General features: G+C 52.7%; 14 protein-coding genes and 3 pseudogenes. 14 read left to right on the forward strand and 3 right to left on the reverse strand.

Features of this window, described 5'->3' with window-relative positions:
- Positions 1-146: 146 nt before the first annotated feature.
- The 6 genes from JCM12539_RS15065 to JCM12539_RS15070 all read left to right on the forward strand — a co-directional run bounded on the left by JCM12539_RS15065 (position 147) and on the right by JCM12539_RS15070 (position 5,113).
- Positions 147-227, forward strand: a complete 81-nt coding sequence (locus tag JCM12539_RS15065) for a putative holin-like toxin (protein WP_225350228.1) — start codon at positions 147-149, stop codon at positions 225-227.
- 858 nt (positions 228-1,085) lie between these two features.
- Entirely contained in the window at positions 1,086-2,081 is a 996-nt protein-coding gene (locus JCM12539_RS03750; RefSeq protein ID WP_054649360.1) for a mucin-binding protein, read from the forward strand.
- A gap of 39 nt (positions 2,082-2,120) precedes the next feature.
- Positions 2,121-2,654, forward strand: coding sequence for a hypothetical protein (locus JCM12539_RS03755; protein WP_054649362.1), 534 nt, complete (start codon positions 2,121-2,123; stop codon positions 2,652-2,654).
- A 581-nt stretch (positions 2,655-3,235) separates the two neighbouring features.
- Positions 3,236-3,886, forward strand: a complete 651-nt coding sequence (locus JCM12539_RS03760) for an Ig-like domain-containing protein (protein WP_162204012.1) — start codon at positions 3,236-3,238, stop codon at positions 3,884-3,886.
- A complete protein-coding gene (locus tag JCM12539_RS03765; RefSeq protein ID WP_082405325.1) occupies positions 3,840-4,805 on the forward strand; it encodes an Ig-like domain-containing protein in 966 nt (321 codons plus the stop codon). The genes JCM12539_RS03760 and JCM12539_RS03765 overlap by 47 nt, the downstream gene beginning before the upstream one ends.
- Positions 4,806-4,846: 41 nt before the next feature.
- The gene (locus JCM12539_RS15070) at positions 4,847-5,113 is read left to right on the forward strand and encodes a matrixin family metalloprotease (RefSeq protein ID WP_225350229.1); all 267 of its coding nucleotides are present in this window, start codon (positions 4,847-4,849) and stop codon (positions 5,111-5,113) included.
- A 239-nt stretch (positions 5,114-5,352) separates the two neighbouring features.
- On the opposite strand, the gene JCM12539_RS03775 is transcribed toward JCM12539_RS15070, so the two are convergent.
- The 3 genes and pseudogenes from JCM12539_RS03775 to JCM12539_RS03785 all read right to left on the reverse strand — a co-directional run bounded on the left by JCM12539_RS03775 (position 5,353) and on the right by JCM12539_RS03785 (position 8,937).
- Positions 5,353-5,625 carry a type II toxin-antitoxin system RelB/DinJ family antitoxin gene (locus JCM12539_RS03775; RefSeq protein WP_054649370.1) on the reverse strand — a complete coding sequence of 91 codons (273 nt, stop codon included), beginning with the start codon at positions 5,623-5,625 and terminating at the stop codon, positions 5,353-5,355.
- 142 nt (positions 5,626-5,767) lie between these two features.
- Positions 5,768-7,213 (reverse strand): annotated as a pseudogene (locus JCM12539_RS03780) (amino acid permease).
- Positions 7,214-7,496: 283 nt separating this feature from the next.
- Positions 7,497-8,937, reverse strand: a pseudogene (locus JCM12539_RS03785) (MFS transporter).
- Between the two features lie 886 nt (positions 8,938-9,823).
- Here JCM12539_RS03785 and comA point away from each other — a divergent pair.
- The 8 genes and pseudogenes from comA (at position 9,824) to JCM12539_RS03825 (ending at position 17,741) form a co-directional block, all read left to right on the forward strand.
- A complete protein-coding gene (gene comA, locus JCM12539_RS03790) occupies positions 9,824-10,576 on the forward strand; it encodes a phosphosulfolactate synthase (protein ID WP_054649372.1) in 753 nt (250 codons plus the stop codon).
- Positions 10,577-10,588: 12 nt separating this feature from the next.
- Complete coding sequence (locus JCM12539_RS03795) at positions 10,589-11,239, forward strand: histidine phosphatase family protein (RefSeq protein ID WP_054649374.1); 651 nt, start codon at positions 10,589-10,591, stop codon at positions 11,237-11,239.
- A 123-nt stretch (positions 11,240-11,362) separates the two neighbouring features.
- Positions 11,363-12,279: pseudogene (locus JCM12539_RS15525) on the forward strand (DMT family transporter).
- 194 nt (positions 12,280-12,473) lie between these two features.
- Positions 12,474-12,782, forward strand: coding sequence for a hypothetical protein (locus JCM12539_RS03805; protein ID WP_054649376.1), 309 nt, complete (start codon positions 12,474-12,476; stop codon positions 12,780-12,782).
- Positions 12,783-13,212: 430 nt separating this feature from the next.
- The gene (locus JCM12539_RS13395; protein WP_054649378.1) at positions 13,213-14,157 is read left to right on the forward strand and encodes a hypothetical protein; all 945 of its coding nucleotides are present in this window, start codon (positions 13,213-13,215) and stop codon (positions 14,155-14,157) included.
- Entirely contained in the window at positions 14,135-15,439 is a 1,305-nt protein-coding gene (locus JCM12539_RS03815) for an LPXTG cell wall anchor domain-containing protein (protein WP_054649380.1), read from the forward strand. Before JCM12539_RS13395 ends, JCM12539_RS03815 begins: the two co-directional genes overlap by 23 nt.
- Positions 15,440-15,645: 206 nt before the next feature.
- Positions 15,646-17,292, forward strand: coding sequence for a phosphoenolpyruvate carboxykinase (ATP) (locus JCM12539_RS03820; RefSeq protein ID WP_054649382.1), 1,647 nt, complete (start codon positions 15,646-15,648; stop codon positions 17,290-17,292).
- A gap of 98 nt (positions 17,293-17,390) precedes the next feature.
- Positions 17,391-17,741: a helix-turn-helix domain-containing protein gene (locus JCM12539_RS03825; protein ID WP_082405327.1), complete on the forward strand. Its 351-nt coding sequence runs from the start codon at positions 17,391-17,393 to the stop codon at positions 17,739-17,741.
- Positions 17,742-17,972 lie beyond the last annotated feature (231 nt).

The following is a 17,972-nucleotide window of genomic DNA, read 5'->3' on the forward strand; positions in this document are numbered from 1 at the left end:
GAACGAACGCTCTGTATTTTAACTGTCCACAACGTATTCACCCTTGATAGGCTAGAACATGCAGAAGTTAAAGGCGGTAGCTGTATATCAGTACGGAGGTGATGTCTATGATACTGATGGACAAAACTAACGGAAGGCATACAGTAATGACTGTTTACCAGTCGCTCTCGCTGATGATTATGTTCACAGTATTGTGCATAACCATCATTAACGCTAACAAGCGTTAAAAAAAGAGAGCTATCCCCCGAAACTTTGGCAAGGTACGGGGATAGCTCTTTTTCTCGTAACTGGCTACCGCATTAGCGGCTGTAGGGGCCGTGTTTGCGCGCGGCCTCTTTACATATACATAATAACACCATCCGCGGGCCCCCGACAATAATTCCGGGCGGCTAACAGCATGGTCGGTGTCACTGGCAGCAGAGACTGCAAATTTATGTTGCAGTATTGTGCCTAACCATCATTAACGCTAACAAGCGTTAAAAAAAGAGAGCTATCCCCCGAAGCTTTGGCGAGTAAACGGGAATAGCTCTTTTTGTCGTAACTTGCTACTGCATTAGCGGCTGTAGGGTCCGTGTTAGCGCACGGCCACCCTGCACATTTATGCTAACATCCCTTTCAACTATGAGGCAACGATTCCGGCCAGGAAAGTAGCACAGTAAATTATGGGTGGGCAAAAGTCGCAATTCTTGCTTGCATTATCCTTCCGGTCCCGGCCGGTGCGCGCCAGCAAAGTACCCCTAAGTGCGTATTAGGTACAGGACATATTTTGAGATATGCGCAAAAGTGTCGCTAATCGCTGTCACAGAGGCATAGCACTGCGCAAGAACAATATGCGCTGCGTCCCTATTCGTGTGGTGACGACGGATCCCGTTCTGGCGGTGTTCACGTCCACAATTGCGCATATCGTAAAATATGTCCTGTGTCCTATCGCGTCATTTCTCCGTTCAACTGCGCCGCGCGCCACACCCATCCGCATTCGTTGTACGCCAAGATGCCCGCCGTTATCGCAAAACGGCGGGCATCTGACGTATCGTAGTAGTCAGCCTTGGGTACGCGTACCGAAAAAAAATTCGGCCAGACAGCGATTGCAGGTAGCGGCCGACCACGCTGTGTTCACCATCGCTACCACGAGCCGGGCTCGCACGGACACGACCGATACGGACTACGCCGCAACTCACAAAGAGTACGACGTAACCACGCAGGTCAACAAGCCAAGGTCGCTGACCACCGATGTGACGCCAGCGAGCGTGACTGCTGCGGATACCAACCTGAGCGACTTTGCGGCCGACGATGGTAGCGGCAATGGTAGCGGCAATGGTAGCGGCAATGGTAGTTACACGGCTGAGTTCACCTACACGGCTAACACGCATGGCTACACCGTCGTACCAGAAGGAACAGACGGCAACCCAATTCTAGGGACGACGCCGGTCGACGAAACTGGTACGACAGGTGACCCAATCACTGTACCGGACATTCCGGGTTACACGCCAGATCCATCGGCCTCGAACACGTCAGTTCCTGGCGGTAATGGTTCCATTTCCGTCACCTACACTGCCAACAAGCAGACGCCCAACATCAACTTTGTGGATCAGGACGAAAACGTTGTCCAGACCATGACTTTGACCGGTAATAGCGGTACTGCCATCGACCACAGTGGTGTGGCTGCGGCTATCACTGCGCTGACGGCTGACGGGTACACGCTGATTAACGACGGCACGCTCAACGCTACCTTTGACCACGACGATACCGCGGTTCAGACCCTGACGGTTACGCTGAAGCACCAACAGCGGACGTTGCCATCTACTGGTGGTGACAGCACGACTAAGCCAGCAACACCGGCTAAGCCAGTGACGACAACGCCAGCACCAGCAGCCTATGCCGCACCAACGGCCCAGAAGCCAGCGGCAACCACCACGTCGACCACGACGCGGACGCTGCCAAGCACGGGTGGAGCAAAGCGGACGTTACCACAAACGGGTGACGACCAGACTAACTTACTCTCGGCACTGGGACTCGGCATGGTTGGTATGCTTGGACTGTTCGGTCTCGCCGGCAAGAAGCGTAAGGACGACGACCAGTAGGCTGTAGCAAACGCAACGAAGAGATTGAGGTGAAGCAACATGTCCCAGATGATTGATTTAACTGGTCAACGTTTCGTACGGCTAGTAGTGCTTCGACGTGAGGGGACGGCGGCAAGCGGAAACGCAAAGTGGCTATGCCAATGCGATTGTGGCAACCAGACCAATGTTAACGGGTATAATTTACGCCACGGTGTCACGCGTAGTTGCGGGTGCCTGGCACGAGAAAATTCCCGCGCACGTCTGGCTCAGCAAAAGCAAATTTGGCGCGAATCTGGGACCCACTTTGTCCGGGACAACGCTACGTACCACCGGCTCCGCACTAGCAATTACAGTGGCGTGGTTGGGGTATCGTACGATGCTAAGCAGGATATTTGGGTAGCGCGGCTGATGGTTCATGCCAAGCTGGTGTTGAATAAAACATTCGCCAGCTTTACGGAAGCCGTACAGGCCCGCCTCCAACCGGAGCGCCAATTCCTCCCCGCCAAAGCCTGGCAGTTCGTAGTCTTTGACCACACGCCACAGCAACAAACGCGGCATATCGTCGCGATTAATGGACACGCACTGGAGGAGTAATCCGTAGGTGCGGATCCACAAAGTAACGCCCCCTAGGCTGAAATGATGGCCGGGGGGCGTCTTTGTTGTGGTGTCGGCGAAATAATTGTGGCGGAAGGGGAGCGTTAAAATGCAACGGAATTGGATAAGGCCATCGCAGCAGTGGAGTCGGGTAATGTTGTTCATCATGGCAGCATTGAAGATTATCTCAAAGAGGTTGACGGCTATGATGAGGGTTGACCCCGTTCTGGTTTAAGATTGCCAACTTAAAAGGTTGTTCAAGAAGCACGATCGAGGTATTGGCCTACATGCTTTGTTGTAACCGGCACACACGATGCTGTTTATAAATAGTCTCGATAAAGCAAAAATAATGTCTAATTACGAACCATAAAATGACGCCCCCTAGGATGGTAGCTTAGGGGGCGTCATTGTGTAAGTGTTCTTATCATTTTTTTTATGAGATTTTGGGGCAATACTTTGAGCCCACGGACTAAAATCAATTGTTAATGATTGCGTTTTTGGGATCCAGCAAATTATAATTAAAATGTAATCGATTACATTATCTGCATTTACCCTACTAGTTTATGACGGAGGATTTGCAAATGAAAAATGTAAGATCGAAATTATTTTTGTTGTTAGCCTTTTTATCGATGTGTGTTGGGGTATCATTTCAGAATAGTAACCATGTTCAGGGTACAGAATCGCATGGGTCATTAGTATCGGCGCAGGGATATGCCAGTTCAAATATGGGTGCAGCAGATACCGTCCCGATAACAGGAGTATCGGTACATTATAATGGAACGCTTTTTGTGGGTGATACTAACCAGATCATATACACATTGAGTCCCACAAACGCAAATAATTTCCAAATCACCTGGACTTCAAGTGACGAAAACGTATTAACAGTCGACGAAAACGGTTTGGTTACTACACATAGTCCTGGCCAGGCAACGGTAAGCTATAAGGTGACTCAGGCTGGTGTAAGTAATTATTGGACTGGAGAGCTGCTGTATTCGGTTAGTGTTAATGACACTGTGCCAATGACTGGGATTAACGTGCACTACCAAGGGAATATTCGGCCGGGTGAGCAGGAACAATTGACTTACAAGCTCACTCCCGCAGATGCCAATAACGAAACAATCACGTGGCAATCTAGTAATACTGAGGTCGCTACGATTTATGCAAATGGGGTTGTGCATGCCATGAATGCCGGTACCACCACTATTAGTTATGTTGCCCGTCAAAAAAAATGAGGTAAACTATTGGACCGGACACTTTGATTATACGGTGTTACCTGCCATCGAACCGACGAGTATTAGTTTTTCGCAATCACAAGTTGATGTGCAACCAGGAACTAACCAGAAACTGGCAGTGCAGATTATGCCAGAGAATGCGACCGATTTATCTCTGACATGGTCATCAAGCAATGACGGAGTGGCAAGCATTTCTTCCGATGGCGAATTGACCCCCATTAGTTTAGGCACGACAACCATTACAGCAATAACGGCGAACGGTTTGTCGGCCACCTTATTAGTTAATGTGGTGAACGAGCAATCCTTAACCGATTTTACGTTTACATCAGATGACTACGATATGGCAGCTGGACAAACTAAAGTCATGCAGGCACAGGTAACTCCTCTGCACGGAACATTTGCGAGTATAACTTGGGCTTCCGATAATTCCTTTGTCGCCACAGTGGATAGCAGCGGTCTGGTGAGGGCTCAGGCGCCGGGAATCGCTAAAATTACTGGCACTGCAACTGATACATTCGGCAATCAATTCAGTGATACACACGAGTTTACGGTAATGTTGGCTGATGTGGGTAGTTTGCCTATAGCGGTGAATCAAGCTGATGTCGTGTCAGTGCTAACTAGTGATGATATTAAGACGCTACTTAGTGCGGGAGGAATAAATTATGCGGACGTATGTCCGTTTACCGGCTTCCGTTTTGCCAGCAATACCATTTATTACTCAATTGATTCAAATTTAACGGATCTAGTGGTCCAGGATGGGACAAGTTATGCACAGCAGGATTTAGCGATTGCTGCGATTGCGAGTTGGAATGAAGCTTTGAAAAACGTAGCAGCACTGTACAGTTTGTGCCCGCTGACGAAGATAATGCAGCTACCTTGTTCTTTGAGGAGGGAGATAATACCAACCCAATCTTGGTAGGACATATGGGCGTAACCTCGGATAAATTTTCCTACGATACGATGCTGTATATTGAACCGGTAATAATTAGAACGAATCTCGATGAAATCGGCACTCAGGCGGGCTATGATAACCTTCTGGAGCTATTCCAGCATGAGTTAGGGCACGCATTGGGATTGATTCATTCTAGTAATGTAGATGACTTAATGTGGTATCAAGATCATGGACAAAGTGGTATTACTGTGGGAGACACAATTGGTGTACTGCTTAACTATACGTTGCCTGTTGGGTGTAATAGCGACAATACGTTGGGAATAGCGAAGGGCTGACTGATAAGTGAGATGACTAGTTTAATCTGTAATATTGACTGAAAATGCTTTGATTCAGGTATATAAAAAAAAGTGCCGTACGTTCTTCCCACTAAGTTTGATGGGTACGAGTGTACGGCATTATTTGTATAGGGCGTCGTGTGGACCGGTAGCAGTAAGCAAGATGACCAGGCCACCATAATTTAAAAAGGTTTTTTTTCAGAAGTCGTTTAATTCATCTATCAGATCCCGGCCTTTAATCAATTTTCATAGCTATCCACTTTCCTCAAGTAATCGTCAAAGCCCATTGGTCCAACTGTTTTGCCAGATTCCACGTCAGCAATTGCTTGTTTTAGCTCCAGGGTGGGTCCGAGCTCAACCTTGAACGGTATAGTATGTTCTCGTTCTACGGCCTTTAAAGTCATCGTTATTAATGTGCTCATGTCGAGGCCCAGCGCATCGAGATCTCTTTGCACACTTTCCTTCAGTTCTTTATCCACCCGTACACAAATGGTTGCATCCTTAGTGGTCATTTCGTTTACCTCAATTGTTGTTAACTGCTCTCTATTACACTATTGATGGCAATGTCGTTCGAATAAGTGCGGCCACGAAGCAAGCTGCGCAAAAAAAATGTCGCCCCGTAACTCGGGACGGCATTTGTTTTGCTACCTTTCATTAAACCCGCGTCAAGTCCCGGTTGTTCCGCCGTGCAATCAGCGGCAGGATCAACCAAGTGCAATCAGAATCAGTGGGGTGACGACGTTCAGCGCCAGCTGGAACCACCACTGGCCGGGGTCGGCTGCCATGTTAATCTTCGGCACCATCCCCATAATGCAGGCAAAGGCGGTGAAGAAGAAGCACCAGCCACCAACAATCATCCCGGTGGTTTTATGCTTAATGAACATGTAGTCCGACTGGTACTTGTCGATGTGGTGGCTGAGGAAGATGAACGCTAGGAACACCCACAAGTACCGCAGCGGCATCACGACTGAATTCAGGTTCAGCAACCAGTTGTACAGTTGGTTCATGTTGCCCATGTTGAATGCAGGTAGCACGATGATGATGCTGACCAGGATTCCCGTCAGGTAGTACCCGTTGATTGGCGTACCGCGCTTGTTCAACTTGGCCAGTTTCCGCGGAATGAATTCGGGGTCGGCGTCACCCAGCATGATTTTCAGCGGTGCGTCAATGGAGAACGCCAGCGCCGAAATCTGAGCCATCGCTTGGGCAATGGAGTAGAGAATGACGAAGACGTTGCCGACGTGGTAGTAACCACCCAGCTTGGCAAAGGCTTCATACGCCCCGTTGGCCATCAGGTCTTGGGGAATGTGGTTGGAGTTAAACAGCATCCCCATCCCGAACGACCCCAGGATGGCACAAAGGGCCACCATGCCGGCCAGCACCAGCATCCCCAGTGGGAACTCGCGGGAGGCGTGCTTGGTGTTGTTAACGTACGGCGAAATCTTTTCCGCACCACCAACGGCGAAGACCAGCATCGAGATGGTGGTGAAGTAGTTCAGGTTGAACTTCGGCATGTAAGTACTGAGTTCGTCCATCCGGGGAGTGGCTATGTGCGCGCCTTTGGTCATCATCGGGCGGAGACCGCCAAAATGATAAACAGGATGGACATGATGAACATCGCCGTCCCGGCCACGGAGCCGATGCGGTTCAAAGTGGTGAGCCCGCGCGCGGACAGCCACAAGAACGCCAGGAAGAGGGCCAGACAAATGAGTGCGACCGTCATCGAGCTGACGGTGTTGACGAACGAACCGTTACCCTTGAACAGCCACGACAGGGAGATGAGAATCCCCTGCGGTTTCTGCGCCAGGTACGGCACGTGGACCACCCAGTAGGTCCACGCGGCGTAGTACGCTAGGCGCTTAGTGGACGTGCGTTTAATCCATGAGGACACACCACCATTTTCGTCCTTGAAGGCTGAACCAGTTGCCCGACAATCAGGGCGTACGGTACAAAGTAGAGCAGCATAATCAGAATCCACGAAACGACCACCGATAGGCCTTGTTGGGCGTAGTTGTTGACGACGTTACCCAGGCCCCAGACCGCCACAAACGCAATCAGGGCAACGTTAAACCAGCGTAACTGCTTTTTGTTATCCGCCATGTTGTTCACCTATCCTTTGCTGAATATAAGTTAATATTGCCTTAATTTCAGTATACGGGGATGATCAATTATTTCGGCGAGAAACCGCCTTCAACATGCTAAGAAGTTCATGGGTTTATTCTAATTTAGGCGTACAATTGCCGTTATAACGGGTGTTATGTCGGCTGTACTGATTGCGCAACTTTGGGCAAAGGGGACGGAATGCGCAAAAACATGGTGCAATTTGTGGCGGCAGTAAAATAGCCGCACGGTTAAGCGTACGGCTAGTAACTCAAATTAACGGTTATTCTGCTTCATGGGTGATGCCGGCTGGTGCCGAAATGCGTTCACGCCGCTCCGCGAAAACGTTGATCACCAGGGCCACAATCATCAGCCCCAGTGCCAACAACATAATGTTGTGCAATCCGTGATGTAAAATCACGCGCATCGCCGGTAGCAACCGGCGCGGCAGGTCGCCCACACTGGCAGCATCACTCAGCTTGTTCAGCATCGCCATGGTGATTTTACCACCAGATTGGGCTACCCCGGAACGGAGCGCGGCGTTCATGATGATGCCGTAGATTGCGGCGGTGAACGTCTGGCTGAGCATCCGGATGAGGTAGCTAAACGAAGTGGCGGCGGGGACGTCCTGGCGCTCGGCGTCTTGCTGGACTTTGGCCTGTAGCTCGTTAAAGCACGCGCCGTTGCCGAAGCCCTCGAACGCGCCAGCCACTAAGATCAGCCAATATGGAGCGTGAATCCCCATCAGCGCCATCATCACGAAGGCCAGCGTCAACGTGATGATGCCCAGACCGATGACACGGTGCGGCGAGAGGTATCGGCGCAACGGCGCGACTGACTCCGACCCGAAGAAATCGGTGAACGAGCTAGGAATCTGCGTGGCCCCACCAATGAGGGCGCTGGTGCCGATAATACCTTGCGCCCACATGGGACTGTAGGTGAGGAACGCCATGAACGCGCCCCAGATGATGGTGAATAGGGCAAAGTCGGTTACGAGGGCGCGGTTGCGGAACAGACGGTTGGGGATGATGGGGTCCGCCGCGCGATTTTCCACGTGGATCAGCGTCGTAATGGCGGCCGCGGCCATTACCCAAATCAGTGCGACTAACCACCAGCTGGTCACGCCAATGAGTTCGATACCGCCGAGCATGGCAATAATGCCAATGGCCATGAGCTGCCGCGAGGTAGTCGATTTTCTGTTGCACCTTTGCTTGCGGACGGGGTAGGCGGTAGAACGCTTGGACTAGCGAAGCTGATAGGAGGCCGATGGGGACGTTAATGTAGAAGACCCAGTGCCAGGTGAACGCGTCAACGATGTAGCCACCCACTAGCGGGCCGATAATGGTGGCCATGCTGTAGCTGGCGGACACAAAGCCGAGGGCTTGCATCCGTTTGCGTGGCTGTTTGTACAACTCGGCGTAAATTATGTAGGGCAAAGAAATCATGCCGCCGTTACCGAGGCCGGCGATAGCGCGCGTGATGATGAGAAACAGGATGTTCGGCGACAGACCCTGGAGAAATGAACCGAGGACAAAGAAAAGGGCGGCGAGCTGGTAGCTGCGCTTGTTACCGATATGCTCGCCCAATTTACTCCAGACAAGGGTGCTGACGGCGGTACCCAGCAAGAAGATGGCGACAATCCAGCCCATCAACTCAATCCCGTGGAGATCCGCGATGATGGAGGGGAGGGCCGTATTAATAATGGTAGAATCCAACCCACTCATGGCGTTGGACAGTAGCAAAGCAATGGTGACGATGAGCACGTTGCGTTTGGACACGATAGAAGCCTCTTTCTGAAAATATTCACACCTATACATATTACCGCTAATCCGACCATAAGCAACGTGCAACACCGGTGGATTTTGGTCCATACAGCGCAGGTTGCTGCGGTGGTGGTTTCGAACCCGCGGGTGGGCTTTGGGACTGCGGCTTACGTGCCCTACGCCGTAGATTGCTACATCCGCACGCTCCGGCCGTTCCGGCCTCCCACGAAGTTTATAGCCCGAGAAAAACATTCGGTCTATAAACTTTGCCGCCCTACGTCACTTCGTTCCTAGGGCGCTTCGGGGTCGCAGCAACTACGTTTCCGGACACGACGCCTCCGTCCCAAAGCTCACCCACGGGTTCCCGATAGTTCGATGACGGCATGCATTACCAGTGAAACATTACCATCGTCTTTTTATGAGAAGTGGAAACTCGCCCAAAACTTGGTCAGCTACAATTTCGACTATTTCTGTTGTTGAGGATGGTTGGATATGATCCCAATCCGTTTTGGGATGGTCTCCCAAGCGGTTAGAATTCATTATTGGTCGTGTCGTTTTGAGGGACGCGGAGATGATTGAACTTGGAACGGTGAACAGTTACCGTTGGTTGTACTGGCGTGGTGGTGGAGGTCGCGGGGACCAGCCGCTCACCCGGAACCACCACGCCAGTACGGCCAGCCAATAGCAGCGGTCACCGCGGAGCGGCCCACAAAGTCGTAGCACGCCACATCACCCCCGCCGGCCAGAACCGCCAACTGAAAAAACCACACTTTGTTCACATTTATCGGACCTAACAGTTTTATAATGTTGCTATTAACCATTGACGGGGAAAAGGGGACATTACAACATGTTGGCATACGATTTTATGAATCAGGCGCAACCGCAGGGTAAGACCATGATGCTCGATAAGGGGCTCGGTCTCAACGCGGTTGACGACCTGTTGGCCACGGCCGGAGACTACATCAGCTTTGCCAAATTTGGCTGGGGAACCGCCGCGACGATGAACCGCGACCTGATTGCCGCCAAGACCGCAAAGTACGACGCCGCGGGGATTATGCCTTACCCTGGTGGTACCCTCCTGGAAGTAGCCGCCATGAACGGTCATTACGACCAGTTTTTGGTGGAGACCAAGGCGCTGGGGTTCAAAGGTGTCGAGGTTAGTGACGGTTCCACCCAAATGGGGGCTACAACCCGGGACGAGTTAATCAGCAAAGCGCGTGAGGCGGGCTTCTTCGTGATTTCTGAAGTGGGGAAAAAGAATCCGGAACTGGACCATGAGCTAACCGTGGATGAACGGTTGGATCTGATTAATAGTGATTTGAACCACGGCGCGCATTACGTCATCCTAGAAGCGCGTGAGGCCGGCAAGAATATCGGTATTTACGACGCTAACGGTAACATTATTGACGATGAACTTGATGCGTTGGCTGCTAATGGCACCGACCAACTCATCTTTGAGGCCCCGCTGAAGAACCAGCAGGTCGCGTTGATTTTGAAGTATGGCACTCAGGTTAACCTGGGTAACATTGCTTACGATGAGGTCACATCCGTGGAGACGTTACGTCGCGGGTTGCGGGCCGACACGGTTGGCAAAGTTTAGGTAGGGGAAAGCATGAAACGTATCTTTATCATCCGGCACGGCAAGACTGCGTGGAATTTGGCCAAGCGGCTGCAAGGCGCAGGCGCCGATAGCCCGTTGTTGACCGATGACCTCATCCAGTATCGCCAGTTGGCGCAGTATCTTGATCAGTACCAGTTCAAAGCGGCGTATTCGAGTCCGCTTGAACGGTCTATGCACACCGGTCGGATTGTCACCGGCTACCTGCAGCAAAGTCACCTGACCGTTCAACCAGTCGCGGGGTTAACGGAAATTTCCTTTGGTCAGTGGGAGGGGCGGACTCGCGACGAGTTGGTGGCGCAGCACCTAGACTTGTTCCGCAAAATGTCCCGCCGCGAAAATGATCCTGGCCTGTCTGCAATTGGTGTGGAGGACTTTAACGTGGCCCGCCGCCGTTTTGCGGATGCCGTTCGCCTTATTGCCGCCACGATGGGGCCTGACGATAACGTTCTGATTTTTAGCCACGGTGGCATTAACCAACTCGGTATTAAGGAACTGACGGGTAACGAGCACCTGCTAGGCCTCAAGAACCTGTCCACGTCGATTGTGGCGCCCCATGACGGTGGCTTTGCCCTAGACGTTTACAACCAGACGGCGTACCTCGACCAGGTGGACCTGAACGAGGGCAACGTATCGATTTTGTAACCAAAGTTATGTAGAAATTGGGGTCGTGAATGCGTAATTCGCGGCCTTTTTCTTGTATACTGGTGATTAGTTGCATTCAAATAATGTAAATTTTAAATCGAGATTGGTGGGGTCAGCACGTCTATGTCAATTACAACTAGTAGTCGCGGTCGGGGTTTTGCCAGCGTTATCGTTGGGACAATGTTCTGGGGGTTGTCGGGTGCGGTCGCCCAATTTTTGTTCGCCAACCTGCACGTGCAGCCATTATGGTTGGTGGGTGTGCGCTTATTGGGAGCAGGATTGCTCCTATTGGGTTACACCGCCGTGCGCCGCGGCACCGGTGTTTTCAGTATCTGGCGTAACCGCCACGATGCGTTTTTACTGGTCGTCTTTGCTATCTGCGGCATGATGCCGTCGCAACTCACTTATTTTCTCGCGGTGAGTTACGGCAACGCCGCCACGGCGACCGTTCTCCAATTCCTGGGACCGCTATTTATCATCATCTACTTAGCGCTCGCGAGCAGGCAGTGGCCCCGCCGCGTCGACGTGGTTTCCATTGTCGTCGCACTGGTGGTACGTACCTCTTAGTGACGCAGGGGCGGCTGACGTCACTCGCACTGGCCCCGGCCGCCGTGCTGTGGGGTGTACTCGCGGGTGTGAGCCAGGCAAGCTACACGTTGTTGCCGCGGCAGTTACTCCGGCGCTACGACGAGACACAGGTCGTCGGCTGGGCGATGCTGATTGGTGGCGTACCACTGTGGCCGGTGTTAGGCGTCACGGGCATGCCGCACCTAGGTTGGGTGGGCGTGGCCGCAATTGCGTTCATCATCGTCTTTGGGACGCTATTCGCCTACCTGCTATATCTCAAGAGCCTGGCGTACATTCCGGCCAGCACGACGGGAATGCTGAGCGCGTTTGAACCGTTGACGGCGACGGTTACCACGGTGCTGTTTCTCGGTACAAAGTTGGCCGGGGCCGAGATTGTCGGTGGCGTGCTCATCTTACTAACGACGGTTCTCCAGGCGCTGCCGGCGCGTCAGGCCACCAAAGTAGAACGATAAATGTGCAGCTTTGGGGATGGTGCCACTCAACGTAATTGACTTTCGCCGGGGGATGACTACCATTAAGGGTGTAAGTCCTTTCACCGTGGTGAAGCGACGACCAAGCATACCTCCCAGCTTCGACTGAGCAACTCGCGCCAACTTTGCGTTCCACGGCACGGGACGGCGTTAAAACTCAGTGGAGGCTGATAACGATGGCAAAAGACGAAACGGAAGCAAAAGCATTTTTGAACAACGCGGCGGATGAACCGGACGCGGTGTTTGTGCGGATTGAATTCTACGACCAGGTGGACCTGGACCCGGCGAACCACCCAGATTTGAAGGATATGGGTACCTGGGAGTGGAACGCGGCGCACGACCACCTGATGTTGATTGATCCTGACGGTAAGTCGTTCAACGTACGCAAGTTTATGACGGTGCTCCGTCATGATGGCGTACCCGAAACGGCTTATGAAGTGCGGAAAATTGCCGCTAAGGATGCCAAGCCAGAACTTGTGGCTTAGCGAATACGTAAATTGGGCTCCTCAACACCGCAATGGCGGGTTGGGGAGCTTTTTATATGGTCACGGTCGGCACTGTCCCGAGAATGCAACGAGTTATTGCAGTTTTTGACCGGTGGCGGAAAGATTGGTTAATACTGCAAAAAAAATTGTGTTAATACCATAAATCCGCGCGGTGAGCCGTTTGCAATTAAATACAGGATGTTTGTTATTTCATGCAGAAATAATGTTGATAGAACTTTGTTGCCAACTCCTAAACGTCATTTTATTCATCCCAGGCGTATCAATACTTTTATACAAGTAATTTCCCAGCCGCATTTATAAATTCGGTTGTTTGTGGCCCTGAACTACCCACGCTATGATGTCCGTATAGTCGTGATATTAATAGCAATTAACCGCGATTCTGCGGTCATAATGACGGAGGGATTAATTGATGAAGCAGACAAATCAACGGGGTAACAAAGTGGTGCTGACGTCCATTATACGTCGGGTTAAGTTATATAAGGATGGTTGTCGGTGGTGTGCCACGGCCGCAGCAGTTGCGTGTGGCCTGGCAATTGGCGGTGGTGTTGTTCGCGCAGACACGGTTGACAGTACGGAGGCCACGCCTAGCGTTACGGCAACCAGTAACGCTGCCGAAGTCACCAATACCGTTGCGCTCGCGAGTTCGGCCACCAGTGCTGCGGCCAGTACCGCGGTCAGTTCCGATAGTGGTGTGACGTCACCAGCCGTCTCGTCCGCAGCACCAGCCGGTACGGACAGTGGGGCTGGGGATACAGACGTAGTTCAGTATGGTTCGCCAACGACCAAAGCTTTGGGGAGCACGGACGGTCGGCAGCAAGAAAAGAGTTACCGTGTCACGTATGAATATAGTGACGAGAACGGTCGTAGTCTCCGTAAAGACGAGAACGTGCGGACTTCCGTTGGCCCTGATGGCGACGGCATTGCGGCGCCACGGGAAACGGTTGCCGGCCTGCCCTTGGACTACGACCAGTCGACGGCGCAATTTACGCGCAGCGGTGACAAGGCCACTTTGACTGAATGGCTCGCCGATTTGGATGATGGAGCGACGATGGCCGATTTACTTGCCTACGTGGACGACTACCTCTATAAAAACGGTCGGGTGGGCATCACCATGAGTGGTGAGTTCGACCTAGTTTATGCGGCCCAGAGTCGGGTAAGCACTGGCTCCGCGGCGTCAGTTACTATTGGCGACTACTATGATTACACGCAGGCGGGCGCGGAAACTGATACCGACCCGCAGACACGGGTGGCGGTGCCCGGTGCACTCAGTGTCAGTGTGGAAGACTACTACGAGCACAAACTGCCCACCACGGATCCACAGGTACGGACTAGTGCCAGACGCGGTGAGTGTTAAGGCCAGTGACTACTATGAGCACAAGTTGCCCACCACTGACCCGCAGGTACGGACGGCCGTCCCTGAAGCATTGAGCGTCGGCGCGGACGACTACTACAACTACATGCAGCCAGGTGCAGAGACCAATACGGATCCGCAAACTCGGGTGACGGTACCTGACGCCGTGAGTGTCACCTTGGATGACTATTACGAACACAAGTTGCCGACCACGGCTCCGCAGGTACGGACGCAAGTCGACGCGACGGCGACAAGCGTGGCGCGGGATGATTATTACAACTATATGCAACCAGGCGAGTTGCCGATGACCAATCCGCAGCACCGTACCCAGGTTCCGGAAGCGGTCAAAGTCACGGCGGATGACTATTACGACAACACACAGCCGGGTGAGTTGCCCACCACGACTCCGCAAACACGGACACAGGTAGGGGCGGCAACGAGTGTGACGCGCGATGATTACTACAACTACATGCAGGCGGGGGAATTACCAACGACCGACGTACAGCGCCGCGTTCAGATACCAGGAGCAATCAAAGTCACGGCAGACGACTACTACGACAACACACAACAGGGTGAGTTATCCACTGAGAGTCCACAAACACGGACCCAGGTAGGTGCAGCGACAAGCGTGAAACCCGGCGACTACTATAACTTTATGCAGGCGAGCAAGTTGCCAGAGACTGATCCGCAAGTTCGGACCAAAGTTGACGCGACTGCCACAAGCGTGACGGCGGACTACTACTACGATTACACGCGACCGGGCGAGTTATCCACCACCAATCCCCAGGTGCGGGCCCAAGTGGACCCGCAGGCGACGAGCGTGACGCGTGATAACTACTACAATTTCATGCAACCAGGTGAGGTACCAACGACAGGACCGCGACTCCGGACGCAGGTTGATGCGACCGCACTCACGGTGACGCGTGAGGATTATTACAACAATATGCAACCGGGTGTATTGCCGACTACGGATCCCCACGTGTACGAAGTAGTGGAGGAAGAAGCGGTTGAGGAGCTGCCCGGTCAGGAAAACACGGATAAAGATACGGCCACGCCAGCTGGCACGCCGGAGCGGCTTGCAGCGGCAGCTTCGTCGGTCACGCCCCAGAATGGTGAGCCAACCACGGGTGGCCCAACGGTGGAGCGCATGGCCAGTAACACTGCGACCAAGGAACGGACACTACCACAAACAGGGGATGAACAAGCCACAGTGTGGGTAGCTTTGGGGATGATGTGCATGGCGACTTGTGCATTGCTCGGTTTCCGCCGTCGTCCGCGTGCATAATAGTGGATAAGTGAACAAATGGGATACTGTAAGCGGGGCACGCAGTTTAGCGGCCCCGTTTTTGGTGGATAACGACGGGACGAATGGGACTCGGTAACTTTGCACATTAATTATCAGCCACACGATTGACAGCGCATACATTTACCGTCTAAACTAGAATTAAGGGTAGTAACTGCAGCCAGGACAAGAGTAATGGGGGCATTGATATGACCACGACTGAACGATTTGTGCGTGGGGCGATTGGGCCGGACAACCGCCTGTTTTCGAACTTCAAGGTAATGGTGGAGACCGCGTTTTACGGCAACAACGTTACCCCGGTGGCGGGCCTCGCGACGGCCTACCAGAATGCGGCCGCAACGCCGGGCGTAGTGGTTACCGACATGCCGGTGGCCCACGCGGCTGACCTCGGGCTGCCAGCCGACGCTAAATTGCTGGTGTCGAATGACGGCAAAGTAGTGGGGCGCACCGCGGCGGCTCGCCGTATTATCGGGCAGCCGGGTATCGACGCGGATTACTACGCCGGTATTTTGCGCGAGGCCCTCTTTGATGGCACCAGTCGGCACTTTGACCGTGGTGACGTAGTGGTCGGCCTGAGCAACGAATTTGCGGTCCGTGCCCACCTTTGCTTGAACCACCGTTCGGCCCCCAACCTCTATTCCTACCTGCTGAACTTTCAGATTGCGACCAAAGCGGCATTGGCCCAGTATGCGGACTCGGCCTCGTTACCAGAGAATGATATCTACCTGTATGCGGATCCGGAGTGGAGCCACCCTGACTTCCCGAACGGACTGGCACTATTCGACCCCGAGCACAACGTGGCCGCGGTGCTGGGACTCCGGTACTTTGGTGAACTCAAAAAGGCGACCTTAACCCTAGCCTGGGCAACCGCCCACCGCAACGGTTTCGTGGCTTGTCATGGTGGTATGAAGCAGTACGATCTAGGTGACCATAAATTTACGATGGCCGCGTATGGGCTGTCAGGCTCGGGGAAATCCACCATTACCTTTGCCAAGCATGGGGATAAGTACCGGGTGAAAATCCTGCACGACGATGCCTTTGTGATTAATCAAGCACGCGGTACGACCACCGCACTGGAGCCGGCGTACTTTGACAAAACGGCGGATTACCACACGGATGACGATGCGGTGCGGTACTTTCTCACCTGCCAGAATGTGGGTGTGACCCTGGATGAGGACGGGCAAAAGGTGATTGTGACGCAGGAATTGCGTAATAATAACGGGCGGGCCGTCAAATCCCGCTACATGACCCCGAACAGGGTTGACCACCTCGCGGAGCCGCTGGACGCGATCTTCTGGATCATGAAGGACGAGACGCTGCCGCCAATTTTGCGGATTACCGACCCGGCGCTCGCGGCGGTCTTCGGCCTGACGTTGGCGACGAAGCGTTCCACCGCGGAGAACTTGGTGGGCAAAATTGACCGGAACCAGCTGGTCATTGAGCCGTTTGCGAATCCATTCCGTTGTTACCCACTGGCGGAGGACTACGCGGACTTTAAGGCACTCTTCAACGACCGGGGGACAGCATGTTACGTACTGAACACTGGCTATTACGGTTCAACAAAGGTGACGCCAGCCGTGACGTTGGGATCCATCGAGCAGGTGGTCAACGGCACGGGGGAATGGCGCGACTTTGGTACGCTGGCGGGGATGCAGTACCTGCCCGTTGACGGCTATCCGGTCGACTTTGCCGATGCCAAATACAGTCAGTCGTTGCAGGCGCGGTTGCAGGCACGCCTCGACTTTGTGGAACAGCAGGATAGTGCCATGGATGGGTACAACCAGCTGCCAAAGGACGCGGCTGAAGTGTTGCGTGGGGTGTTGGCGGAATTGTAAAGTGATTTTCCGGGAATATGTTTCGTAGTCGCCCGTTTTGCATGCCGCGTCTAGGCAGATAATGTCATTAGACGATGATTTTTTTGGAGACATTCGCCATGGTTAAGAACATTAGTTTTGATGACTATCTCTCTCAGCAGCTTAAAAATCATGAATTTATGGCTGGGTTTAACGCAGAGTCGGCCAAACTTGAAATCGCAGTTGTGGTGCTGAAGGAGCGTGAACGTGCTGGATTAACCCAACGCGAACTGGCAGAACGGGCCGGTGTGCTACAATCAACAATAGCCCGGATTGAACATGGGCATAATACGAGTTTTGATACGATGAGCAAAATTGCATTTGCTTTGGGGAAAAACTTAAGGTTGAGTTTACGTGAGTTGTGCAAAATTTTGCGATGTTGGTCGAACAATACACAAAATATTCTTGTGCAATTTGTGATGCTTTGCTAATTGAAAATTCGACAGAGAGTGAGTCCGTAATTGTAGAAAGGCTTGCTCTTTTTTTAATGTACCCGCTACTAGTGACGGTGGCTATTTAGTGACTATGCAATGTAACGGGAACATGCGGACGGGGTTGGGAGTGGAGGCGTCGTGCCTGTAGACGTGGTTGCTACGACCCCGGAGCGCTGTTCGAGCGTTAGCGAGTTACAGCGGCAGATAATTGAGATTGAGTGTTTTTCT

The organism is Lacticaseibacillus pantheris DSM 15945 = JCM 12539 = NBRC 106106, from assembly GCF_001311175.1.
Taxonomy (GTDB): Bacteria; Bacillota; Bacilli; order Lactobacillales; family Lactobacillaceae; genus Lacticaseibacillus; species Lacticaseibacillus pantheris.